24 protein-coding genes are annotated in these 19,617 nt (G+C 72.7%); 12 read left to right on the top strand and 12 right to left on the bottom strand.

Going from position 1 to position 19,617, the window contains the following annotated elements:
* Positions 1–11: 11 nt before the first annotated feature.
* Positions 12–845: a phosphoribosylaminoimidazolesuccinocarboxamide synthase gene (locus ACK8GG_RS17790; protein ID WP_440352624.1), complete on the top strand. Its 834-nt coding sequence runs from the start codon at positions 12–14 to the stop codon at positions 843–845.
* 15 nt (positions 846–860) lie between these two features.
* On the opposite strand, the gene ACK8GG_RS17785 is transcribed toward ACK8GG_RS17790, so the two are convergent.
* Genes ACK8GG_RS17785 through ACK8GG_RS17775 form a run of 3 tightly spaced genes read right to left on the bottom strand, consistent with a single transcriptional unit; the run spans position 861 to position 2,650 of the window.
* Positions 861–1,412, bottom strand: coding sequence for a hypothetical protein (locus ACK8GG_RS17785; protein ID WP_440356836.1), 552 nt, complete (start codon positions 1,410–1,412; stop codon positions 861–863).
* A 19-nt stretch (positions 1,413–1,431) separates the two neighbouring features.
* Positions 1,432–2,337, bottom strand: a complete 906-nt coding sequence (locus ACK8GG_RS17780) for a hypothetical protein (protein ID WP_440356835.1) — start codon at positions 2,335–2,337, stop codon at positions 1,432–1,434.
* A gap of 19 nt (positions 2,338–2,356) precedes the next feature.
* Positions 2,357–2,650, bottom strand: a complete 294-nt coding sequence (locus ACK8GG_RS17775; RefSeq protein ID WP_440356834.1) for a hypothetical protein — start codon at positions 2,648–2,650, stop codon at positions 2,357–2,359.
* 181 nt (positions 2,651–2,831) lie between these two features.
* Here ACK8GG_RS17775 and ACK8GG_RS17770 point away from each other — a divergent pair, with 181 nt between their 5' ends.
* Positions 2,832–3,200, top strand: coding sequence for a hypothetical protein (locus ACK8GG_RS17770; protein WP_440356833.1), 369 nt, complete (start codon positions 2,832–2,834; stop codon positions 3,198–3,200).
* 18 nt (positions 3,201–3,218) lie between these two features.
* Here ACK8GG_RS17770 and ACK8GG_RS17765 read toward each other — a convergent pair whose 3' ends face one another.
* Together ACK8GG_RS17765 and glpK are read right to left on the bottom strand one after the other, a co-directional pair.
* Positions 3,219–3,668, bottom strand: a complete 450-nt coding sequence (locus ACK8GG_RS17765) for a YbaB/EbfC family nucleoid-associated protein (RefSeq protein ID WP_440356832.1) — start codon at positions 3,666–3,668, stop codon at positions 3,219–3,221.
* 73 nt (positions 3,669–3,741) lie between these two features.
* The gene (gene glpK, locus ACK8GG_RS17760) at positions 3,742–5,244 is read right to left on the bottom strand and encodes a glycerol kinase GlpK (RefSeq protein ID WP_440356831.1); all 1,503 of its coding nucleotides are present in this window, start codon (positions 5,242–5,244) and stop codon (positions 3,742–3,744) included.
* Positions 5,245–5,349: 105 nt separating this feature from the next.
* Here glpK and ACK8GG_RS17755 point away from each other — a divergent pair, with 105 nt between their 5' ends.
* On the top strand, positions 5,350–6,288 hold the full coding sequence (locus tag ACK8GG_RS17755) for a ribose-phosphate diphosphokinase (protein WP_440356830.1): 939 nt from the start codon (positions 5,350–5,352) through the stop codon (positions 6,286–6,288).
* 26 nt (positions 6,289–6,314) lie between these two features.
* Here ACK8GG_RS17755 and ACK8GG_RS17750 read toward each other — a convergent pair whose 3' ends face one another.
* Entirely contained in the window at positions 6,315–6,785 is a 471-nt protein-coding gene (locus ACK8GG_RS17750) for an ATP-binding protein (protein WP_440356829.1), read from the bottom strand.
* Between the two features lie 151 nt (positions 6,786–6,936).
* Between ACK8GG_RS17750 and macS the strand changes: the two genes are divergently transcribed.
* Positions 6,937–8,058: a MacS family sensor histidine kinase gene (gene macS, locus ACK8GG_RS17745; RefSeq protein ID WP_440349637.1), complete on the top strand. Its 1,122-nt coding sequence runs from the start codon at positions 6,937–6,939 to the stop codon at positions 8,056–8,058.
* Between the two features lie 2 nt (positions 8,059–8,060).
* Complete coding sequence (locus tag ACK8GG_RS17740) at positions 8,061–8,714, top strand: response regulator (protein ID WP_440356828.1); 654 nt, start codon at positions 8,061–8,063, stop codon at positions 8,712–8,714.
* A gap of 31 nt (positions 8,715–8,745) precedes the next feature.
* Here the strand turns inward: ACK8GG_RS17740 and ACK8GG_RS17735 are convergent, their stop codons facing one another.
* Entirely contained in the window at positions 8,746–9,312 is a 567-nt protein-coding gene (locus ACK8GG_RS17735) for a DUF5709 domain-containing protein (RefSeq protein ID WP_440349821.1), read from the bottom strand.
* Positions 9,313–9,491: 179 nt separating this feature from the next.
* Here ACK8GG_RS17735 and ACK8GG_RS17730 point away from each other — a divergent pair, with 179 nt between their 5' ends.
* On the top strand, positions 9,492–10,691 hold the full coding sequence (locus ACK8GG_RS17730; protein WP_440349635.1) for a glycosyltransferase: 1,200 nt from the start codon (positions 9,492–9,494) through the stop codon (positions 10,689–10,691).
* A 25-nt stretch (positions 10,692–10,716) separates the two neighbouring features.
* Here ACK8GG_RS17730 and ACK8GG_RS17725 read toward each other — a convergent pair whose 3' ends face one another.
* The 3 genes from ACK8GG_RS17725 to rsgA form a co-directional block, all read right to left on the bottom strand.
* Positions 10,717–11,682 (bottom strand): hypothetical protein, encoded by a 966-nt coding sequence (locus ACK8GG_RS17725; protein WP_440356885.1) that lies wholly within the window; start codon positions 11,680–11,682, stop codon positions 10,717–10,719.
* Between the two features lie 134 nt (positions 11,683–11,816).
* Positions 11,817–12,611 carry a histidinol-phosphatase gene (gene hisN, locus ACK8GG_RS17720; protein ID WP_440349634.1) on the bottom strand — a complete coding sequence of 265 codons (795 nt, stop codon included), beginning with the start codon at positions 12,609–12,611 and terminating at the stop codon, positions 11,817–11,819.
* 71 nt (positions 12,612–12,682) lie between these two features.
* Positions 12,683–13,633, bottom strand: coding sequence for a ribosome small subunit-dependent GTPase A (gene rsgA / locus ACK8GG_RS17715; protein WP_440349633.1), 951 nt, complete (start codon positions 13,631–13,633; stop codon positions 12,683–12,685).
* 215 nt (positions 13,634–13,848) lie between these two features.
* Between rsgA and ACK8GG_RS17710 the strand changes: the two genes are divergently transcribed.
* The 5 genes from ACK8GG_RS17710 (at position 13,849) to rsrA (ending at position 17,113) form a co-directional block, all read left to right on the top strand.
* On the top strand, positions 13,849–14,550 hold the full coding sequence (locus tag ACK8GG_RS17710; protein ID WP_440356827.1) for an SOS response-associated peptidase: 702 nt from the start codon (positions 13,849–13,851) through the stop codon (positions 14,548–14,550).
* A 200-nt stretch (positions 14,551–14,750) separates the two neighbouring features.
* A complete protein-coding gene (locus ACK8GG_RS17705) occupies positions 14,751–15,146 on the top strand; it encodes a WhiB family transcriptional regulator (protein WP_440349631.1) in 396 nt (131 codons plus the stop codon).
* Positions 15,147–15,181: 35 nt separating this feature from the next.
* On the top strand, positions 15,182–15,802 hold the full coding sequence (locus ACK8GG_RS17700; RefSeq protein WP_440356826.1) for an alpha/beta hydrolase family protein: 621 nt from the start codon (positions 15,182–15,184) through the stop codon (positions 15,800–15,802).
* Positions 15,803–16,032: 230 nt separating this feature from the next.
* The gene (locus ACK8GG_RS17695; RefSeq protein WP_440356825.1) at positions 16,033–16,827 is read left to right on the top strand and encodes a sigma-70 family RNA polymerase sigma factor; all 795 of its coding nucleotides are present in this window, start codon (positions 16,033–16,035) and stop codon (positions 16,825–16,827) included.
* Between the two features lies 1 nt (position 16,828).
* Complete coding sequence (rsrA, locus tag ACK8GG_RS17690) at positions 16,829–17,113, top strand: mycothiol system anti-sigma-R factor (protein WP_440349628.1); 285 nt, start codon at positions 16,829–16,831, stop codon at positions 17,111–17,113.
* Between the two features lie 118 nt (positions 17,114–17,231).
* Here rsrA and ACK8GG_RS17685 read toward each other — a convergent pair whose 3' ends face one another.
* Positions 17,232–17,306 carry a 50S ribosomal protein bL37 gene (locus ACK8GG_RS17685; protein ID WP_370461611.1) on the bottom strand — a complete coding sequence of 25 codons (75 nt, stop codon included), beginning with the start codon at positions 17,304–17,306 and terminating at the stop codon, positions 17,232–17,234.
* Positions 17,307–17,497: 191 nt separating this feature from the next.
* Here ACK8GG_RS17685 and ACK8GG_RS17680 point away from each other — a divergent pair, with 191 nt between their 5' ends.
* The gene (locus ACK8GG_RS17680; RefSeq protein WP_440349819.1) at positions 17,498–17,713 is read left to right on the top strand and encodes a biotin/lipoyl-binding carrier protein; all 216 of its coding nucleotides are present in this window, start codon (positions 17,498–17,500) and stop codon (positions 17,711–17,713) included.
* 47 nt (positions 17,714–17,760) lie between these two features.
* Here ACK8GG_RS17680 and ACK8GG_RS17675 read toward each other — a convergent pair whose 3' ends face one another.
* Positions 17,761–19,593, bottom strand: a complete 1,833-nt coding sequence (locus ACK8GG_RS17675; protein WP_440356824.1) for a tetratricopeptide repeat protein — start codon at positions 19,591–19,593, stop codon at positions 17,761–17,763.
* Positions 19,594–19,617 lie beyond the last annotated feature (24 nt).

Below are 19,617 nucleotides of genomic sequence, written 5' to 3'. Positions count from 1 at the left end.
GTACTTGCCGGGTGGAGCTGCTGCACTCGGGCAAGGTACGCGACGTCTACGCCGACGGTGACGAGCTGATTCTCGTCGCCTCGGACCGGATCTCCGTCTACGACGTGGTCCTGCCGACGCCGATCCCCGACAAGGGCAAACTGCTGACGGCGCTGTCGCTCTGGTGGTTTGACCAGCTCGCCGACATCGTGCCCAACCACGTCATCTCCGCCACCGACGTGCCGGCCGAGTTCGCGGGCCGGGCGATCCGCTGCCGGCGACTGAACATGGTGCCGGTGGAGTGCATCGCCCGCGGCTACCTCACCGGCTCCGGCCTCAAGGAGTACCAGCGCACCGGCGCGGTCTCCGGAGTCGAGTTGCCGCGCGGGCTCGGCGAGGCCTCGATCCTGCCGTGGCCGATCTTCACTCCGACGACTAAGGCGGCACTGGGCGACCACGACGAGCCGATCACCTTCGACGACGTGGTCGCCAAGGTCGGTGCCGAGGCAGCCGAGGAGCTGCGGGACATCACGCTGGCGGTCTACAGGCGCGGGGCTGAGATCGCCGCCGACCGCGGCATCCTGGTCGCCGACACCAAGATCGAGCTGGGCTGGGCGCCGGACGGGACGCTGATCCTCGGCGACGAGGTCCTCACCTCCGACTCGTCGCGCTTCTGGCCCGCCGAGTCGTACCACCCGGGCCGCACCCAGTTCTCCTACGACAAGCAGTACGTCCGCGACTGGGCCACCGGCAGCGGCTGGGACAAGCAGGAGCCGGCCCCCGAGGTGCCGGCCGAGGTGGTCGAGGCGACCCGGGCCCGCTACGTCGACGTCTACGAGAAGCTCACCGGCAACCGCTGGGAGTGACCGGCGCCCGCGCGGTCAGCGGGTGCAGAGGTAGATCCCGGCCCCGATCAGGACGGCTCCGGCGAGCAGCCCGACCATCCGCTGCATGAGCAGCGCGAACACGCCGGTGGGAAACGGTTCCCGCAGCAGGAAGCGGCTGTGGCGTTTCGGGTCGTACACCACGGTCACCCGGTGGTGGCCGGTCCGCCGCAGCCCGGTTTCCGGGTCCGCCGCGATCGCCTTGTCGATGTCGCTGCGGAAGTAGCTCTGCCGCTTCCCGCTGCCGGCTGTGACTTCGCCGCCGTCGGTGGTGCGGAACCGAACGACGACGGCGTACTTCGACAGGTCAGGCCGGCTTCCCTTGCCGACTTCCACCACGTCGACGACCTCGCCCTCGGTGCGCACACCCGTGTCGGCCAGCCTGGCCTGAAGCCACACGCGGACGAGCTCGACGGCGATGACGGCGGCGCCTGCCAGCACGGGGCCCCACGTCAGCGCCGGCACCGAGTCAAGCGGGCTGCCGGACATCAGGAGTCCGAAGGAGAGCCCCGCCGCCACTACGACAAGCACCGTCACCGCGATCGTCATGAGAGTTCCCCGGCTCCGGTCAGCGGTCCACGATGTTTCCGTCGAACCCCCGCTGCCAGATGTTGTCCACCACACCACCGGTGCCGAAGGTGACGTCGCCGTCGCCGTCGCCGTTTCCGACGGTCGGCCGCGTCTGGGTGAACAGGCCGTACATGAGCTCACTGGGTCCGTTGGGGGAGGCCGCGTGCCGGCCCGAGGTGTGGATGCCGTAGCCGGCGAAGTCCCGCTCCAGCTTGGACATGAAGCCGGCGAGGGCATCGTCGGCTCCATCGATCGTGGCATGGACCAGGTCCTTCAGCACATCGGTGTCCCCGCTGCCCAGGTGGGCCCCGACATCGAAGGCGGCGGCACCGGCGATCGCCGCCGCGCCTGCCGTGGCGGCCGCGTTGACAGCTCGTTCGATCCCCTGCAGGACGCCGAGCGCCGATGCGGCGAAGGAGTTCGCGCTGGCCAGGGCGGACGCCGCGACGGGCGCGCCGACGACGGTCGCCGCGGCGGCCAGGATGAAGGCCGCCCAGAGGGCGAGGATCGTGGAGACGATGGCGTAGGCCACGACCAGGCAGAGCAGGATCACACCGACGGAGATCATGGTGACGCTCACGGTCGTCGCCAGGATCTGGATGGCGACGACCTGGACGCCGTACGCCTTGGTGTGTCCTTCGAAGGCGCTGCGGTCCTCGCCGGACCACTGCTCGGTGGAGACCGCGGACACGGCGCCGTCGAGTTTGCCGGGCACGGTCCCGAGCTGTTCGGCGATCGCCATCCAGTCGCCGCCACCCCTGCTCATGATTGTCTCGGGATCGCACTGGTTCATGTAGACGATCCGCGCGATCGGCCAGGCCGCGGGGATGGTCGCGGCGGCCACCGTGATCTCGGCCATGGCGAGCTTGGCGGCGGCGGCGGCGGAAGAGGTGGTCTCGGCCATTGTGGTGTCTCCGGCGTCGTCAGCGGAAGGACATGGTGCTGCAGGCGTCCGCGGCTTCCCAGTTCTCCGCGTTGCGCGCCAGCCGGGACCGCATCTCGTCGAGGTGCTCGCGCTTGCTGCGCAGCTGCTCCTCGGCGAACTCGACGGCGCCGAGATAGGCGACCGCGAGATGCGGCGTCACCGAGGTGAAGTTGCTGTGGGTGATCTGGCGTGCCGACGCCAGCAGCTCGACGCAGGAGGCAAGGACCGGGGTGAGTTCGCCCTGGATGCTCGTGCCCAGCGCACTGATCGCCGGCGGATCTACGTTGATCATCAGACTCCCTCGTCGGGTCATCAATGTTCATGCAGCTCGAGCGCGGCCAGGCTAACAGGATCATGGATGAGGGTGCTGTCCCGCCGTTGGTAGCCTGCAGCCCATGGCATCCAGACGTCCAGTGGCGCAGTCACCGGAGGAATTGGTGGCGCGAATCGCCGCGAGACCGCTGTGGCAGCGGGTGCTGCTGCCGATCGCGCTGGTCGCGATCGTACTGGTGATACCTGTCAGCGTCGGCCGCAACCTGATCGGTGCGGAGCGCGTCAGTATCAGCGTGGACTCCTGTGACCGCAGCGGGCCGAAGTCCACCCCGGAGTGCCGCGGCACCTGGCGCCTCGCCGATGGCAGCACGGTGACCGGCGGAGTCGGCGGCGCCGTGCGACAGGGCGAACAGATCGACGGCTGGGGAAACCGCAACTCGGCAACCGACAATCTGATGAGCTGGCTGGTCCCACCACTGATGGGCGCAGCGGTCCTGGTGCCGTTTCTGATCCTGATGGGCTTTCTCTGCCGGCGGGTACTTCAGGCCAGAGCCCGGCGCCGCCACTGACGGCGCCGGCCCGCCACCTCAGATCTTCAGCTGGCGCCGCAGCCGATCCAGCATCTCCGTGCTCTCGCGCAGCGGCCCGCTGACCATCTCGTTGAGCTGCGCGAGCTTTGCTTGAGCTGCCGCAGGATTGTGGATCAGTGCCTCGGGGCCGTCCTCGCCGCCCAGCTCACGCAGGACCTCACCGGTTTCCCGCTGGAGATCGGCGCGCGCCGCTCGCACGAGCCCGGCCAGCAGCTCCGACAGCTCGGTTGCCGGCAGGCGCATCGCACGCGGGTCAACGAACAGCTCGTGTGCGGGATCGGTCGCGGTGCAGACGACGCGGAGCAGGCCGTCCTCGCTTTCGGCCCGGCCGGTCAGGCCGGCCAGCCGGGCGCCCAGCTCCTCGGCCTGCTGCTGCTGTCCGCGCATCCGCGCCGCCAGCTGGGCCATGAAGTCCTCGGGCGGGTTGCTTCCGGTCGGCCCGGTCATCGTGTCCCCTCACGTGTCGTCAGCGATGTGCGCCCGAGGGTAACGTCCGGCATTGGCCGGCCACAGTGGAGGGCTAGGCGGACCCGGAGGGATCGGCTTCCCAGTTGAGAGTCGACTGCACGGCCTTGCGCCAGTTGCGCAGTTCCCGCTCGCGGACGTCGGCGGCCATGCCCGGCGTCCACTGGGCGTCCTCGCGCCACTGTGCCCGCAGCGTCGCGAGGTCCGGCCAGAAGCCCACCGCCAGCCCGGCCGCGTACGCCGCGCCGAGGCAGGTCGTCTCGGCGACCGCCGGCCGTACCACCGGCACGTCCAGCACATCGGCGAGGAACTGCATCAGCAGCTCGTTGCCGGTCATCCCGCCGTCGACGCGCAGCCGCCGCAGCGCCACGTCGGAGTCGGCGTTCATCGCGTCGACCACCTCGCGGGTCTGCCACGCCGTGGCCTCCAGCGCAGCCCGCGCCAGGTGCCCCTTGGTGACGTAGCCGGTCAGCCCGGCGATGACGCCCCGGGCGTCGCTGCGCCAGTGCGGCGCGAAGAGCCCCGAGAAGGCCGGCACGATGTAACAGCCGCCGTTGTCGTCGACGGTGCGCGCCAGCGTCTCCACCTCCGGCGCCGACGAGATCAGACCGAGGTTGTCGCGCAGCCACTGCACCAGCGCGCCGGTCACCGCGATCGCCCCCTCCAGGGCGTACGTCGCCGGCTCGTCGCCGATGCGGTAGCCGACGGTGGTGAGCAGCCCGTGCCGGGAGACGACCGGGGTGGTGCCGGTGTTCAGCAGCAGGAAGCTGCCGGTGCCGTAGGTGCACTTGCCCTCGCCGGGCTGGAAGGCGGTCTGGCCGAAGAGCGCCGCCTGCTGGTCGCCGAGGGCGCCGGCCACGGGCACCCCGGCGAGGACACCGCGCGCGGTGCCGTACACCTCGGAGCTGGAACGGATCGCCGGCAGCATGGCGGCGGGGATGTCCAGGGCGGCGAGCAGCTCCGGGTCCCAGTCGAGGGTGCGCAGGTTCATCAGCAGCGTCCGGCTGGCGTTGGTGACGTCGGTGACGTGCGCGCCGGTGAGCTTCCAGATCAGCCAGCTGTCAATGGTGCCGAAGAGCACCTCGCCGCGTTCGGCCCGTTCCCGCAGGCCGTCGACGTTGCCCAGCAGCCAGCGCAGCTTCGGTCCGGCGAAGTACGTCGCCAGCCGCAGCCCGGTGCGCTCGGCGTACCACTGCTCGCTGTTCGCCTCGGCCAGCTCGGCCAGCAGCGGGGCGGTACGGGTGTCCTGCCAGACGATGGCGGGCGCCACCGGCTCACCGGTGTGCCGGTCCCAGACCACCGTCGTCTCGCGCTGGTTGGTGATGCCGACCGCGGCCACCTGACCGACGGCGATGCCCGCCTCGGCCAGCGCGTCGGGCACCACCTGCTCCACGTTGGACCAGATCTCGGCGGCGTCGTGCTCCACCCACCCGGGGCGCGGGAAGTGCTGACGGTGTTCACGCTGGGCCATCGCCACCGGCCGGCCGGCGCCGTCGAAGACGATGCAGCGCGACGAGGTGGTGCCCTGGTCGATGGCGACGACATACCGCTCGGTCACGCCCGCACGTTACCGCCGCCCCGGCGCTGCGGCGAGCGCACGGCGGTGGAGAACTACGGGCGCGGAGGGCGGACAGGAGGCGGCGGCGGCCGTAGCATCGACCGGGTGCGCGACATCGCCGTGTTCAGCGGAAGTGCCCACCCCGACCTCGCCGCCGAGATCTGCGCCCATCTCGACGTGCCGCTGAGCGCCTCGCGTACGTCGCGGTTCGCCAACGACTGCCTTGAGGTGCAGCTGCAGGAGAGCTGCCGCGAACGGGACGTCTTCCTGATCCAGCCGCTGGTCCCGCCGGTGCAGGAGCACCTCGTCGAGCTGCTGCTGATGATCGACGCGGCGCGCGGCGCCTCCGCGGGGCGCATCACGGTGGTGCTGCCGCACTACGCGTACGCCCGTTCCGACAAGAAGGACGAGCCGCGCATCTCCATCGCCGCCCGGCTCGTCGCCGACCTGCTGGTCACCGCCGGCGCCGATCGGGTACTGGCGATGACCCTGCACTCGCCGCAGGTGCACGGCTTCTTCAGCGTGCCGGTTGACCATCTGCACGCGCTGCGGGAACTGGCGGACCATTTCGGCGGGCAGGAGCTGTCGAACACCGTCGTCGTCTCACCCGACCTGGGCAACGCCAAAGCGGCCGCCGCCTTCGCCCGCCGGCTCGGCACCCCGGTGGCGGCCGGCGCCAAGCAGCGTTTCAGCGACGACCGGGTGGAGATCAGCACGGTGATCGGCGAGGTCGCCGACCGGGACGTGATCGTGCTCGACGACGAGATCGCCAAGGGCAGCACGGTCCTGGAGCTCATCGCCCACCTGCGCAAACTGCGGGTGCGCTCGATCCGGGTCGCCTGCACGCACGGGCTCTTCTCCGCGGGCGCGCTGGACCGGCTCGCCGCCCAGGACGACGTACTGGAGATCGTCTGCACGAACACGGTGCCGATCCCGCCCGCGAAGCAGGATCCGAAGCTGCGGGTGCTCTCGGTGGCGCCGGCGCTGGCCGACGCGATGGACCGCATCCGCCGCGGCAAGTCCGTCAGCACGCTCTTCGGCTGACCCGCGGCGCCTGCCTCGGGGCCGGCTCAGTGGCTGTCGCTGCGGTGCTGCCCGGGCGTGCCGGCGGCAACCAGCCGGGTGCTGATCCGCACCGTGGTGCCGTCCGGGCCGGTGCTGACCATCACGTCGTCGCAGAGCCGCCGCACCAGCCACAGGCCCCAGCCGCCGACACTGCCCGGCTCCGGCCGCCCCTGCTGGCCCAGCCGGGCGGCGGCGATCCCCGACCCCTCGTCGGTCACCTCGCAGCGCACCGCGTTCGCCTCCGACCAGAGCCGCAGCCGGCCCCGCCCGCCGCCGTGGCGTACGGCGTTGGTGATCAGTTCGTTGACGACGAGCACGAAGTCGTCGAGCCGGTCGCCGATCAGGCCGGCGGTACGGGCACAGGCGGCGACCGCGTGCCGTACGGCGGTGACCTCGTCACGGCCGAAGACGGCGGATATCAGGTAGGCGTCGCCGGGCGCGAGAGTACCCGGACTGAGCGCGTCTGCGTCCGTCATGGCCTGCCCTGCAACCTGTGAGATGTTCGCCGCTCGCTCCACCGTACGTCACCGGGCGGTGGCCCGTGCCGTTGTCACCTGCCAACGAAGGTTACGCCGCCGCGTGACGGCTGTGACGTACCGCTGTCTGCGCTGTGTCAGGATCGGCGCCATGCCCTCCGCCCCCGACCGCCTGCAACTGCCGCTGTGGCGGGCGATCACCATCTACCGGTTCGCCTCGCTGGCGTACGCGGCGTTCATGGTCGTGCGCAACCTCGACCGGTACGCCCACCCGCTCGCCGCCGTGCCGGTGCTGGCGGTGATGGCCGCCTGGTCGGTGGCGGCGGCGTACCTCTACGCGCGCCCGGAGCGTCGCGGCTGGCCGCTGCTCGGCGCCGACCTGGCGGTGGTCGTCGCGGTGCTGCTGGTCACCCCCGAGATCGTCGGCCGGACGGCGCTCGCCGCCGGTGTCGCCACCATCGCCGTCGCGTGGCTCGGCAGTCCGGTACTGGCCTGGGCGGTGGCCGGCGGACGGCGGCGCGGGACGGTCGCCGCCCTGGTCGTCGCCGGGCTGGACCTGGCCGTGCGCGACCGGATCAGCCAGTCGACGCTGACCGGAGCGATGCTGCTGATCCTGGCCGGGCTGGTGCTCGGGCATGTCGCCTCCCTCGCCGCCACCGTCGACGAACGCTGGCAGCGGGCCATCGAACTGGAGGCGGCGACCCGGGAACGGGAACGGCTGGCCCGCGACATCCACGACTCCGTTCTGCAGGTGCTCGCCCTGGTGCAGCGTCGCGGCGCCCACCTCGACGGCGAGGCCGGCGAACTCGCCCGGATGGCCGGGGAGCAGGAGGCCGCACTCCGGTCGTTGATCACCCGGGCCGGGCACAGCGCGCCGCCGGGAGACGATTGCGACCTGCGGCCGCTGATCGGCGCGTACGCCGGCGCCGACGTGACGGTCGCGGAGCCGGCCACGGCCGTACGGCTGCCGGGTGCGGCGGCGCGGGAGCTGGCGGCGGCGGTCGGCGCGGCGCTGGACAACGTCGCCCGGCACGGCGGCGGACGGGCCTGGGTGCTGATCGAGGAGGAGCCGGAGACCGTGACGGTCTCGGTGCGCGACTCCGGACCGGGCATCGCACCGGGGCGCCTCGCCGAGGCGGAACGTCAGGGGCGGCTGGGCTTCGCGCAGTCGATGCGCGGCCGGATGGCCCGGCTCGGCGGCGACGTGCGGCTGCACAGCACGCCCGGTGAGGGGACCGAGGTCGAGTTCGTACTACCGAGACGGGAGCGATGACGATGACGGAACCGATCCGGATCATGGTGGTCGACGACCATCCGATGTGGCGCGAGGGCGTGGCCCGCGACCTCACCGAGGCGGGGCATCACGTGGTCGCCACCACCGGGGAGGGGCGCCAGGCGGTCCGGATCGCCGCCGCGGCCCGCCCGGAGGTGGTCGTGCTCGACCTGCAACTGCCCGACATCGACGGGGTCGAGGTGGTGCGCGGACTGCGCGAGGTGTTGCCGCAGGTCCGGGTGCTGATGCTCTCCGCCAGCGGCGAGCAGCAGAGCGTCCTGGACGCGGTGAAGGCCGGGGCCACCGGCTACCTGCTGAAGTCGGCGGCCCCGGCGGAGTTCCTGGCGGCGGTCGGCCGCACCGCCGCGGGGGAGGCGGTCTTCACCCCGGGCCTGGCGGGGCTGGTGCTCGGCGAGTACCGGCGGCTGGCCGCCGCGCCGGCACCGGCCCTGGGGAGCGCCGCGCCCGAGCTCACCGAGCGGGAGACCGAGGTGCTTCGGATGGTCGCCAAGGGGTTGTCGTACAAGGGCATCGCCGAGCGGCTGGGGTTGTCGCACCGCACCGTGCAGAACCACGTCCAGAACACCCTGGGCAAGCTTCAGCTGCACAACCGGGTCGAGCTGACCCGGTACGCGATCGAGCAGGGGCTGGACTGAGCCCGCCGGGCGCCGGTCACTCCTGCGCCGGTCACTCCTGCGGTGGGGCGGTCTCCCGGACGGCGAGCTCCTCGGCGCTCGCCCCGCCGCCGGCGGCGCCCGCGTCGTAGGCGATCGAGTCGGCGTCCTGGTCGGTGCCGATGCCCTGCTCGGGCTCGACCAGCCGTCCCACGACGTCACGCCCGGGAACCTCGCCGAGCTGGCCGTGGTCGTAGAGCGAGACCGGTGAGTCCGGGTCCGACGTCGGGCTGTCGCTCAGCACGTCCGAGTCGAACTGCGCCTGCGCGGAGGCCGCCTCACCGTCGGCCTCGTCCGAGATGGGCGGGGCGACCTCGGCGGTCACCTCCGAGACGGGGGTCTCCGGCCGTTCCCGGCCGAGCTTGTAGTCCAGCGGCTCACCGTCGGCCTGCTCCTGCGCGGTGTTGCCGTACCGGTCGACGGCCACCGGGTTGTCACCGGGCAGCTCGGCCGGGTGGGCCCCGTCGGCCTGCCGGCCGGTCAGGACGTCGTCGTGGGCGGTGGAGTCGTCGTCGGCGACGTCGGGCAGCCCGTCGGCCTCCGGGTCGGACACTGGGGTCGGGTAGTCGTCGTTGCGCATGTCGTGGTCACTACCCATTGCCCCTGGGCAGTAACCGGTGCCGGGGACGGTCGCACCGGGCGAAAAGGGGACAGCCCGGGAGGACGTGGCGAGTTGTCACGTTTCGGCGTCAGGCTCTGCGGTTAATGGGACGCTCTGACCGAGGAAAGTCCGCCGGCCGACAGCGACGGAGGTGACCAATGCGTGTAGGCCTAGTCTGTGCCCATTCCGGCCCGGAGGGGCGTACCGGCAGCTCAGCCGCCGGCACGCACCAGGACATCGCGCGGATCGCCGCGGAACTGACCGGACGCGGCCACGAAGTGCGGGTATACCAGCGCCGGGACGACCCCGGCCTGCCGGAGACCGAGCAGCTCGACGGGTACCTCGTCGAGCGCATCGCCGCCGGCCCCAGCCGGATCACCGGCACCGGCGACCTGATCCCGCACGTTCCGGAGTACGCCGCCCGGCTGGCCGAGCACTGGTCCGGCACCTGGCGCCCGGACGTGGTGCACGGGCACTTCTGGCTCGGTGGCCTGGTCGCCGCCAGCGCTGTCCGGGCCACCGACATCCCGGTCGTGCAGACCTTCCACTCCCTGGCGACCTCACAGCAACGGCGGCTCGGCGCGCAGTACGACGGTCCCCGGCAGCGGATCACCCTGGAGCGCGCCCTGACTCGCGCCGTCGACCTGGCGGTCGCCCAGTGCACCGACGAGGTCGACGAGCTGACCCGGATGGGGCTGCAACGCGCCGACGTGGTGGTGGTGCCGACCGCGGTCGACGTCGAGAAGTTTCACCCCGACGGCGAGTCGGAGCCGCGCGACGGCCGCCCCCGGATCCTCTCGGTGAGCGGGCTCGCCCCCGGACACGGGCAGGACGACCTGATCCGGGCGATGCGCCTGATCGGGGACGCCGAACTCGTCATCGCCGGCGGCCCGGAGGCGGGCGGGCTCGCCCACCACGCCGAGGCCCGGCGGCTCAACGAACTCGCCCGCCAGGCAGGGGTCGCCGGTCAGGTCCGGCTGCTCGGGGAGGTGCCGCACAGCCGCCTGCCGGCCTGGTACCGCTCCGCCGACGTGGTCGCCTGCACCGCCCGCTACGCCCCGGCCGGCCGGGTGCCGCTGGAGGCGATGGCCTGCGGTGTGCCGGTGGTCGGCTACGCCCTCGGCGGGGTCGCCGACACGGTGGTGGACCAGGTCACCGGCCGGCTCGTGCCCACCGGCGACGCGCGAGGGCTGGGAATGACGCTGCGCCGGCTGCTCGCCGACGACGCCGGGCGTTTCGCCTACGGACACGCCGCGGTCGACCGGGTCCGCTCCAGCTACACCTGGGAGCGGGCGGTGGGGGCGCTTGAGCGCCTCTACGACCGGGTGGTGCTCCGCCGCAAGCCCGCGCCGGCCTGACACCCGGGCACGTCGTACGCCCTGCTCAGCGCCGGTAACGGTGGGCGGCCTCGGGTGTGCTCGCGTACTGCTCGGCGCGGGGCAGGAGCGTCGGCGGTGGGACCGGCCGGGGCGGCTGCGCCCGCATCGTCTCGGGCGGCTCCGGCGGCTCCGGCGGCTGGAGCCGGGCGGCGAGCTGCTGTTTGGCCAAACCGCCGTGCTGTGGTGCGGCGTACCGGGTCAGGCCGATCACCGCCGCGAGGGTGACCAGGAAACCCACCGCGGCGAGCCACTCCCGTCCGGGCCAGATCTTGTCGTTGAGCAGCAGCAGGCCCACGATCGCGGCCGGTACCGCCCCGGCGGCGTCCATCGCGGCGACCGCCGCGGTGGTGGAGCCACGCTGCATGGCCAGTCCGAGCAGCAGCTGCCCGATCACGGAGTGCACGATCAGCAGATACAGCAGCGGGTCGCGCAGGAAGCCGTCGAGGCTGTGCACCGAGGCGAGCGGACGGGCCGCGATCGCCGCGGCGGAGAAGGCGAGCCCGGCCAGCGAGCCGAGGGCCACCGAACCTGGCGCGCCGTGCAGGCGTATCGCGAAGAAGCCGAGCCCGGCGATCAGCGGCAGTGCCAGGGCCAGGCCGATCACGCCCGTCGGGCCGAGCGGGCCGGACTGCGCCGGCTGGGCGGAGAGCACCAGCGCGGTGAGACCGGCGCCGAGCAGCAGCAGCAGGACCACCTCGGCGCGGGGCAGGCGCCACTTGAGCAGCACCACGCCGAAGACGGCGGTGACGCCGAGGCCCGCCGCGACGCTTGCCTGGACCAGGAAGAGCGGCAGATCCCGCCGGGCCAGGAAGGCGAGAAGGAAGCCGAGCACCTGACAGGCCACCCCGATCAGGTAGCTGCGGTGCCCGGCCAGCCGCAGCAGCAGACCGGGATCGAAACTGCGGCCGGTGGTGGTCTGTGCGGCGGCGACCGACTGGAAAAGGTTCGCGACGCCGTACGCGACGATCATCGCCGCCAGGAAGCACCAGCCCGCAGAAACCACGTGGCGAGGATAGAGGCTTGCATCACATGCCGCGCGGCGGGTGGGCCCGATGTCCGGAGTCGTTCCGCAGGGTCGACGCAGCGCTGCACAGCGTCACCGGATCAGGCGAGCCGGGCCAGGACCTCCGGGTGCAGCTGGCCGTTGGTGGCGATCGCGCTGCCGTCGCCGGGCGCGGCCGAGCCGGTCAGGTCGGTGAAGGTGCCGCCGGCCTCGGTGACGATCGGCACCAGCGCGGCGATGTCCCACAGGGACAGCTCCGGCTCGACCATCACGTCCAGCGCCCCCTCGGCGAGCAGCATGTAGCCGTAGAAGTCACCGTAGGCCCGGGTCCGCCAGCAGCCGCGCATCAGCTCCAGCATGGCGGGCAGCCGGCCGTCGGCCTCCCAGCCGGTCAGCGACGAGTAGCAGAAGCTGGCGTCGGCGAGCGAGCGCACCCCGGAGACGTGCAGCTGCGTGGCGTTGGAACGGTGCCGTCCGGCGTACGCGCCGAGTCCCCGGCCGGCCCACCAGCGGCGCCCCAGAGCCGGGGCGGAGACCAGCCCGACCACCGGCTGGTCGTCCTCCATCAGGGCGATGAGGGTGGCCCAGACCGGCACCCCGCGGATGAAGTTCTTGGTGCCGTCGATGGGGTCGATCACCCAGCGGCGGCTGCCGGTGCCCGCGGGCCGGCTCGACGTGCCGAACTCCTCGCCGAGGACGCCGTCGCGCGGCCGGCTGCGCCCCAGCGCGGAGCGCAGCGCCTGCTCGACGGCGGTGTCCGCGTCCGAGACCGGCGTCAGGTCCGGCTTGGCGTCGACCTTGAGGTCGATCGCGCGGAACCGCGCCATGGAGATCGCGTCGGCGCTGTCGGCGAGCACGTGCGCCAGGGCGAGGTCGTCGGCGTAGGAGGAGGTCATGTCGGCAAACGCTAGCCGACCCGGGCCCACCGGGCCGCCAGCCACCCCGCCGGGCGACCGCCGGTGGCGGGTCAGAAGTCGAGTTCGCCGGCGCGGGAGGCCGCCAACCGCCGGAACGACGCCAGCCGCCGTGCGTCCGCCGCTCCCCGGGCGACCCACTCGTCGAGCGTGCAGTCCGGCTCCTCGGCGGCGTGCTCGCAGCCGGCCGGGCAGCGCAGTGCCCCCTCCAGCAGGTCGGGAAAGCCGTGCAGCAGGCTCTCGGCCCGCACGTGCGCCAGCCCGAAGCTGCGGATGCCCGGGGTGTCGACGATCCAGCCGGGTACCCGGACCGCGCCGGGTGACGGCGGCAGCGCCAGGGCGACGGCGCTGGTGGAGGTGTGCCGGCCCCGGCCGATCGCGCTGACCGTGCCGACCGCCCGTTCGGCCGCCGGCACCAGCCGGTTCACCAGGGTCGACTTGCCGACGCCGGAGTGCCCGACCATCACCGAGACCCGGCCGGCGAGCAGCGTGCGCAGCTCGCCGAGGTCGCTGCCGGGGCCGACGAGCACGTGCCGCAGGTCGAGTTCGGCGTAGTAGCCGAGCACCTCCGCCGGGCCGGCCAGATCCGCCTTGGTGAGGCAGAGCAGCGGTTCGATGCCGGCGTCGTAGGCGGCCACCAGGCAGCGGTCGATGAACCCGGTACGCGGCGGCGGGTCCGCGAGCGCGCTGACGATCACCAGCTGGTCGGCGTTGGCCACGACCACCCGTTCGATCCGGCCCTCGGTTGTCGTGTCGTCGTCGTCGGCGGTGCGGCGCAGCACCGAGGTGCGCGGCGAGATCCGTACGATCCGGGCCAGGGCGCCGGCCGCGCCGGAGGTGTCCCCGACCAGCGACACCCGGTCGCCGACGACCACCGACTTGCGGCCGAGTTCACGGGCCCGCATCGCCGTCACCGGCGGCGCGTCGGCGTCCACCTCGTGCTCGGCGTCGAGGAGCACGCAGGTGTAGCGGCCGCGGTCCACCGCGATGACGAAGCCCTCCACCGCGTCGGAGTGCTGGGGCCGCGTACGCGTGCGCGGCCGGGACGCCCGGCCCGGCCGGACCCGTACGTCGTCCTCGTCGTACTCCCGCCGCCTGCCAGCCAGGACAGCCTCCTCGTCAACTGAGCTCGGTCGTCACCGCCGACCCTAACGCCGTGCGGCCCGCCGTGGTCGGCGAGGGCAGGTGAACGTCGGCCGGGAGCGTTACCGTGGGCGCCATGTGCGGCAGGTACGCGAACGCGCGCGGCGCGGCGGAACTCAGTGCGTTCTTCGAGGCGTACGACGAGACCGGCGGCCAGTTGTCGGCGGCGTACAACATCGCGCCGACTGATCCGGTGCCGTTGGTGCGCGCCGAAGGGGCGACTCGTCGCCTGTCGATGGCCCGCTGGGGCCTGCCCCGGCCCTGGGATCGCCGCTCCCGCCAGGTAATGATCAACGCCAGGTCCGAAACGGTGGCGACCAGCCGGGCCTTCTCCGCAGCGTTCGCCCGCCGCCGTTGTCTCATTCCCGCCGACGGCTGGTACGAGTGGGTGCCGCTACCGGACGGGGTGCGCCGGCCGTACTTCATGACGCCCCACGACGGCGCGCCGCTGGCCTTCGCGGGTCTCTGGAACCCCGCGGGCGACGGCGCGGCCTGCGCGGTGATCACCACGGCGGCGTACGGCGGTCTCGCCGAGGTCCACGACCGGATGCCACTGGTGCTGCCGGCGCCGGCATGGCAGCGGTGGCTGCACTCCGATGATCCGGTGGCAGATCTGCTCGCCGGCGGCGGGGCGGACTGGGCGGCGGGAATTGAGATCCGTCCGGTCGGCCGGGCGGTCGGTGACATTCATAACGACGGTCCGGCACTGATCGCCCGCGCTGCCGCGTCGCAGGTGCCGTCGGCTGCGGCGGGGCCTGCGGAAATGACACTTTTTTGACGCTGCCGTTCCCGCCATTGTCCGGAAGCGATTTGCCGCCGATGCGGACAAATGGCCTCGCGGGCCGTGCGTGAATTGATGATTACCCCTTGTCTTGGACCCGTTCGGTGCGATAGAAACCACCGCCGGTGGTGGATGTCGATTCGTAGAGAGCGAGTGGCAACCATCGATCTTGCCGGTCCCACGGGGGAGGTGGGTTCATGACACGGGCGAGGATGCCCCGCCCGCACGAGGTGGACGCCGCACGGCGTGATCCGAGGCTGCTGCGGGCACTGAACGAACGCAGCCAGGACGACGCCTGGCGGACCAGAGGAACGTGCCAGAACGTGGATCCGGAGACATTCTTTCCGGCTCCGAACGAACCGGTCGACATAGCGGTTGCGCTCTGCCGCAGCTGCGATGTGCAGGGCTCCTGCCTGGCGTGGGCGCTGGAGGTGGGGGACTGCCACGGCGTCTGGGGTGGCACCACACCCCGGGAACGCCGCGCCATGTTGCTCGCCTGGCGGGACGAGGTGCAGCCCGACCCGAGTGTGACGGCCGAAGCGGGCCCACCGGTGCGCGACCGGCTGCTGACGCTCGTACCGTCCGGACGCTGAGGGTTCGCTTCAGCGGACCGGCCCCGTGGTCGAGAATGGGCCGGGTGTCCCAGAATCTGGAAATTCTGACGGCGCGCGGTCCGGCCCGGGTGGATTTCGATCCGCCGGCCGGACCGCCGCTGAGCCTGCTCGTCCTCGGCCACGGCGCCGGCGGTGGGGTCGACGCCCCGGATCTGTTGGCGCTGCGTGACGCGGCTGTCGCGGCCGGAGTCCTGGTGGCGCGGGTGACGCAGCCGTACCGGGTCGCCGGCCGGCGGGCGCCGGCACCCGCCGGCCACCTCGACGAGGCGTGGCGCACCGTCGTGGCCGAGCTGCGGCGCCGGCACCCCGGCCCGGCGCTGCTGGTCGGCGGGCGCTCCAGCGGCGCCCGGGTGGCCTGCCGGACCGCGGCCCAGCTGACGGCCGACGGCATTGTCGCGCTGGCCTTTCCGCTGCACCCGCCGGGCCGGCCCGAGCGTTCCCGGGCCGACGAGCTGGCGACGGGCCTGCCGACGCTGGTCGTCAACGGCGACCGGGACCCCTTCGGCGTCCCCCGGCCCGGGCCCGGCATCCAGGTCGAGGTGCGTCCCGGGGAGAAGCACGACCTGCGCCGGGATCCGGACGCGGCCGCCGCCGTGGTGCTCGACTGGCTGCGCGCACGCGGCTGGGCCCGCTGACCGTTTCCACCTCGCGGGCGGGTTCGTTGCATTCGATGGTGCCGCCGGGCTGTTCTGCCGCGCGGCACCACCTCCCAGGGCCCTCCCCGGTCCCAGCGCCGCCCGCCCGGTGGCGCCGGGACCGGGTACGGGCCCGGTGCGTGCCGCGGTCGTGCATCGATACCGGAATGCGGGGACCGCCGATTCGCGTTGCACCTGGCGGATGACCGACCGGTGGGGGGAATCGGGTGTTGACCCAGACGCGAGACGCGAAACGGGACGAGTGGCGGACCAGACAGCCGGACCGCCGCGGGGAGCGGGTCTTGACCGGGACGCGTACCGTCGTCGGCGTTACAAGCGGCGCCTCCGGGGGAAGTGAGATCCTCCAACCGGAACTACGCGTATTGTCGGCGGGGGATCCTCCGACGCGAGGGGACGTGGGGTTGACCACCGAGCAGACCGACGAGCGTCGAGCCCGATTCGAGCGGGACGCCCTGCCCTTCGTGGACCAGCTCTATCCCGCTGCGCTGCGGATGACGCGCCACCCCGCCGACGCCGAGGACCTCGTCCAGGAGACGTTCCTCAAGGCCTTCGCTGCCTTCCACCAGTTCCAGGAGGGCACGAACCTCAAGGCCTGGCTGTACCGGATCCTGACGAACACCTACATCAACTCCTACCGCCGCCGGCAGCGGCAGCCGGTGCAGGCTCCCACCGAGGAGATCACCGACTGGCAGCTCGCCGAGGCGGAGTCGCACACCTCCTCCGGGCTGCGCTCGGCAGAGACCGAGGCGCTGGACCGGCTGCCGGACAGCGACGTCAAGGAGGCCCTGCAGCAGCTGCCGGAGGAGTTCCGCCTCGCTGTCTACCTGACCGATGTCGAGGGCTTCTCCTACAAAGAGGTCGCTGACATCATGGGTACGCCGATCGGGACCGTGATGAGCCGACTGCACCGTGGCCGGCGAAACCTGCGGAAGTTGCTCGAGCGGTACGCCGCCGAGCGGGGCATCTCCGAAGCCCGCTCGGGCGCTGCCGGGCGGGAGGGCTGACGTGAGCTGCGGCAAGTTCCACGAGACGGACTGTCACGAGGTGCTCTCCGAGGTCTACCTCTACCTCGACCTGGAGTGCGGCCACGAGCGGCGTGAACTCATCCGCCGCCACCTCAACGAGTGCGGCCCCTGCCTGCGTGAGTACGGCATCGAGCAGGAGGTCAAGGCGCTGGTGGCCCGCTGCTGCGGCAACGAGACCGCGCCGGCGCAGCTGCGGGAGCGGCTGATGGTGCGCATCACCGAGCTGGTCGTCTTCGAGCCCACCGAACCGGGCGACCGGACGTAGCGGGCAGTACGCCGCGCCCCGGCGTGGCGGCACGTGCATGAGCATTGCGGCCCGGCTCCCGTAAGGGATCCGGGCCGCATCAGCTCTGGGGCGCCGTCGGCTGTGCCGCGGCGGACCGTCAGGAGTTGGGGCGCTTGCCGTGGTTGGCGGCGCTCTTCTTGCGGGCCTTCTTCTTGCGGGCCTTCTTGGCCATGCCGACCTCCTCGTGCTGGTCTTCGTGGTGTGGGGGAGCGGTTCGCGGCGACTGCAGCCGGCCGCTCCGCCGGGCTTGTCCCACCTCGGCCCGACCCGCTGATGCTAGCCCCGATGCCTTTTGTGCCGTCGGGGGCCGCCGCATGATTGGATACCGTCGCAACGCTCGACGACGAGGGGGAGGGCCGGATCATGGCCGAGGAGATCCGCGCGGAGATGGTCGCCAACGTCTGGAAGGTCGTGGCGACCGCGGGTGAGCCGGTTTCCGAGGGCGACACCCTGGTCATCCTGGAATCGATGAAGATGGAGATCCCGGTCCTCGCCGAGTCCGACGGGACGCTGCGCGAACTCGCCGTCAACGAGGGCGACGTGGTGCAGGACGGCGACCTGATCGCCGTCATCGACTGACCCGGCCGACCGCCGCCGGCAGGTGTTGGCGGCAGTTGCGGCGGCCGTCAGCGGCGCCGGCGCAACCGGCGGCGTAACCGCGCCCACCATCCGCGCCGTCGCCGGCGCGGCCGCGGGCCGGTGTCCGGGAAGAGCCGCCGGGCCAGCTCCGCGACCTTCGGGTCGATGCCGGGGGTGATCATTGCCAGCCGGGCCAGCGACCAGGTGATCGAGCTCGGCCGCTGCCGGGCGACGGCGAGCGCGTCCCGGAACCGTTCCGCCACCACCTCCGCCACATCGTCGCGGACCGTCGGGTCGACCCAGGCGGCGGTGACCAGGGCGAAGAGCGCCGCCTCGGTGATCCAGTCCTCGACGCCCCAGACCAGCCCGAGCAGGAGTTCACGGCGCGCCGAGGACTCCCACGCCTCGTCGGTGCGGTGGTGCAGCAGACCCAGGCACGCCCAGACCTGCACGGTTCGGTGCCAGAGCGCCGGGTCGTGTTCGGCCAGTGCCCGGCCGAGCGGTGTCTCCGGCGGTCGCGGCGGGTGCAGCAGCAGGCCGAGCAGGTCGTCGACCTCCACTGTCGCCAGGGACACCGCGGCGTCGTACGCGGCCGGGGGGTGTGGCCAGCCCGGCTGGGCGAGGTGCCGCAGCCGTTCGGCGGCGGCGGCTGACGGGGCAGGCAGGGCCGGCTGGGCGGTCGTGCCGTCGTAGCGCCACAGCAGCCGGCCCTGCGGCCGCCGCGGCAGGCGCAGGTCCGGTGCCGAGATCCGCTCCACGAGCAGTTCCAGCCCGGGGGCGGCCGTCGCGAGGGTGCGCATGGCGCTCGGCACCTCGAGCTCGCTGAGCCGCAGCCGGCCCGCGGTGACCGGCTCCGTCGCCGCGCTCAGCTGCCGCAGCACGTCGATGATCGCCTCGCTCGCCGCCGGGACGATTCCCAGCCACGCCGACTGCCGGCAGCACTCCGCCAGGTCGGTGTGCTCGTGCGTACGGTCGGGGTGCTCCCGCTGGAAGTCGGCGAGCGCGATCAGGTGCCGCACGTCGCCGTCGCGGCGGTAGCGCAGCCGCTGCGCGGTGTGCACGGCGCAGTCGAAGCCGGGATCGCGCGCGAGCGCGCGCTCGACCCAGGTCATCGCCTCGGCCAGGCGGCCGTTGTCGGCCAGGGTGCCGGCGATGTCGGTGTAGACCGACAGGTCGTCAGGGTCGTGGTCGACGGCGCGGCGCAGCGCGGCGAGCGCCTCGTTGGTGTGCCCGGCGCTGCGGTGGGCGTAGCCGAGCCATACCTCGCCCAGTTTGGACGGTTGCGCGGCGACCCCCTGCTGCGCCCAGCGCACCGCGAGGCCGGTTTCGCCGAGCCGGCGGGCGTACGCCGAGGCCGCACCGCAGAGCAGGGCGTGCTGCGGGTACGCGGCGACGGCGTGCCGGGCCAGCAGCAGATAGGGCGCAAGCGCCGCCCGCTGCGGTGCGGGTGCCGGCTCGGCGACGGCGGCGCAGAGTCGCATCAGGACACCGGTGATGTTCTCCGGCCCGATCCGGGTGACCAGCTCCGGGTCGGTCACCCAGGGCACGGCGGCCCAGTCCATGCCGGGATCGTGGGCGGTGGCGGCGACAAGCAGCTCCAGCCCCTCGTCGGGTCTGCCGCCGGCGGCGAGCAGGTGCGCCCGCGCCACGACGGCACCGACGAAGGCCGGCCGGTCCAGGGGGAAGAGTTCGGTGCCGTCGCCGGTACGGGCGCGCAGCCGCGCCAGCACCTCGTGCACCTCGGGCATGGTGGGGGCGTGCCCGAGGGCTCCGGCGAGGTACGCCGCGGCGTCCGACAGCTCACCGGCGTCCAGCGCGGCCCGGGCCAGCGCCAGCTCCCCCTGGGCAGCCAGCCGCGGGTCCTCAGTCTCGTCCGGCACGGCGTCCTTCCGTTCGTCACGCGG

This window comes from Melissospora conviva (genome assembly GCF_049523535.1).
In the GTDB taxonomy this organism is placed as follows: domain Bacteria; phylum Actinomycetota; class Actinomycetes; order Mycobacteriales; family Micromonosporaceae; genus Melissospora; species Melissospora conviva.
The sequence above is the reverse complement of the archived record's forward strand: the minus strand, read 5'-3'. Positions and strand labels throughout refer to the sequence as shown.